This window comes from Massilia sp. CT11-108, from assembly GCF_047302915.1.
Taxonomy (GTDB): Bacteria; Pseudomonadota; Gammaproteobacteria; order Burkholderiales; family Burkholderiaceae_D; genus Telluria; species Telluria orientalis.
In genome coordinates this window covers 1-1,885 of the sequence record NZ_JBKYMO010000771.1, presented here as the reverse complement: position 1 = coordinate 1,885, position 1,885 = coordinate 1, and the positions used below count along the sequence as shown (strand labels likewise).

1 protein-coding gene and 2 pseudogenes are annotated in these 1,885 nt (G+C 65.3%); 1 reads left to right on the top strand and 2 read right to left on the bottom strand.

Annotated features, from left to right (window positions below; all coding sequences use genetic code 11):
- Positions 1-693: GAF domain-containing protein (locus ACEN88_RS30490; RefSeq protein ID WP_413345742.1), on the bottom strand; the 693-nt coding region annotated here is incomplete at its 3' end.
- 440 nt (positions 694-1,133) lie between these two features.
- On the opposite strand from ACEN88_RS30490, the pseudogene ACEN88_RS30485 reads away from it, so the two are divergent.
- Positions 1,134-1,586 (top strand): annotated as a pseudogene (locus ACEN88_RS30485) (GAF domain-containing protein); the annotation flags it as partial.
- Positions 1,587-1,703: 117 nt separating this feature from the next.
- Here ACEN88_RS30485 and ACEN88_RS30480 read toward each other — a convergent pair.
- Positions 1,704-1,826, bottom strand: a pseudogene (locus tag ACEN88_RS30480) (hypothetical protein); the annotation flags it as partial.
- Positions 1,827-1,885: the final 59 nt, after the last annotated feature.

Below are 1,885 nucleotides of genomic sequence, written 5' to 3'. Positions count from 1 at the left end.
CCGCAGGATGGCGGGACTGGCCAGCAGCGCGGCTTCGGCGGTGCCCCCGGCACGCGTTTCGACATGGTGGCGCAGCGTCGCGAGACCGCGCTCGACATGGCTTGCCGCCTGCGCCTCGTCCAGCGCCTTCACGACCTGGTGCGCCGCGGCGGCAAAGGACGACAGTTCCGCCAGCAGGCGCGCATCCTCGGCATCGAACTGGCGCTCGGGATCGTGGGAGAGGATCCAGACCGTGCCGATCGGCTGGTCGTCGATCGCCCAGGGTACGAGCAGGCATTCGAGCAGCGGCGGGCCGTCGCAGCGCAGCGAGGCGAAGCGGCGCCCGGGCCCGTCGAACAGCAAGGTCGTATTGCGTTCGATGACGGCGCCGCACGGGCTGTCCCCGCGCGGCACTGCGCTGCCCACCGCGTTCGCATACACGCCGGCCATCGCGTGCCAGCGGAACACGTCGCCCTTCGCGCCATGTTCGAGAATGCTGACGCCGGCGGTGCCGGCGCGGCACAGCTGCAGCGCGAGTTCGGCAAGCCGCTGCAGGACGCCGCGCGGATGGGTCACGAGCTCCTGGCCGAGCAGCGTGAGGGCGCGGCTCTCCGCGCGGTGATCGGGTGCACGCGCCGGGCGGCGTGCGAGTTCGTGCGTGATCAAGACTTCGTCGAGGGTCACCTCGACATTGCCCGTGTCGTTATGCGTCATGTCTTCTCGTCCGTTGTCATTCCGGGCAGACTCTCCGCGGGTGAACCGCGAACGGGAAGAATAGGGTCAGATTGTTTCGCTGGGCAAGCGAAAGATGAGTTTTCGAGAGATTTCGTTTGCCCCGTGTTGCCGATGCGACGATTCAAATTCCGGATGGAAAATCTTTACTTTCCGACAGGCACTTCGCGACCACGATGCCGCCGCCCGGTTCGCTCCCACACGGTGCGATCATGTGGCAATGCAGTGTGTCATTTGTGCAGCAGTCCGCATGGATTATGCATAAAAGGTGAATTCTCATCAATTATTTCGAAGTAGAATGTTTTCAAAGTTTTACGACGGCACGGGGTGTACCCGGGATGCAACGAATGTGGCTCTATCGCACAGATTGGTGATAATCGGATAGAATTTGCTGCACAGGCTGCGTGCTTCGCCGATCAAGGATGCCCATGCTCAGTCAACAAGATCTCGCTGAAGAAGCACGCCTCCAGGCCCTTCACGCGCTGGGGTTGCTCGACACGCCCCGCGAAGACCGGTTCGACCGGTTCACCCGCCTCGCCACCGCCGCGTTCGACGTCCCGATCGCCCTCGTGTCGCTCGTCGACCGCGAGCGCCAGTGGTTCAAGTCGCAGGCAGGCCTCGACTACTGCGAAACGCCGCGCTCGCTCGCCTTCTGCAGCCATGCCATCGCTTTGGACGACATGCTGGTCGTCCCGGACACGCTCCTCGACGAGCGGTTCGCCGCGCACCCGCACGTGACGGGCACGCCCCGTATCCGCTTCTATGCCGGCCAGCCGCTGCACAGCGTGGACGGCCAGCCGCTCGGCACCCTGTGCATCATCGACAGGCGTCCCCGCACGTTCGGCGACGCCGACCGGCGCATGCTGCGCGACCTCGCGCAACTGGTGCAGGACGAATTGAACCGCGACGTGCTGGTCGCCAACCGCACGCGCGAACTGCAGGACAAGAACGCCGCCCTCGAACTGACGATGCGCCTGCGCGAGGCGGCCGAGCAGGCCCTGCGCCAGAAGCAGGAATTGCTGGACGCCGTGCTGGAAACGGTGGACGTGGGCGTGGTCGCGTGCGACGCCGACGGCCACCTGATGCTGTTCAACCGCGCCGCGCGCGCCCTGCAGGCGGAAGTGGAACCACTGGTGGATGTCGGCTGAAGAATCCTTGCGCAGCTTGAGGTCGA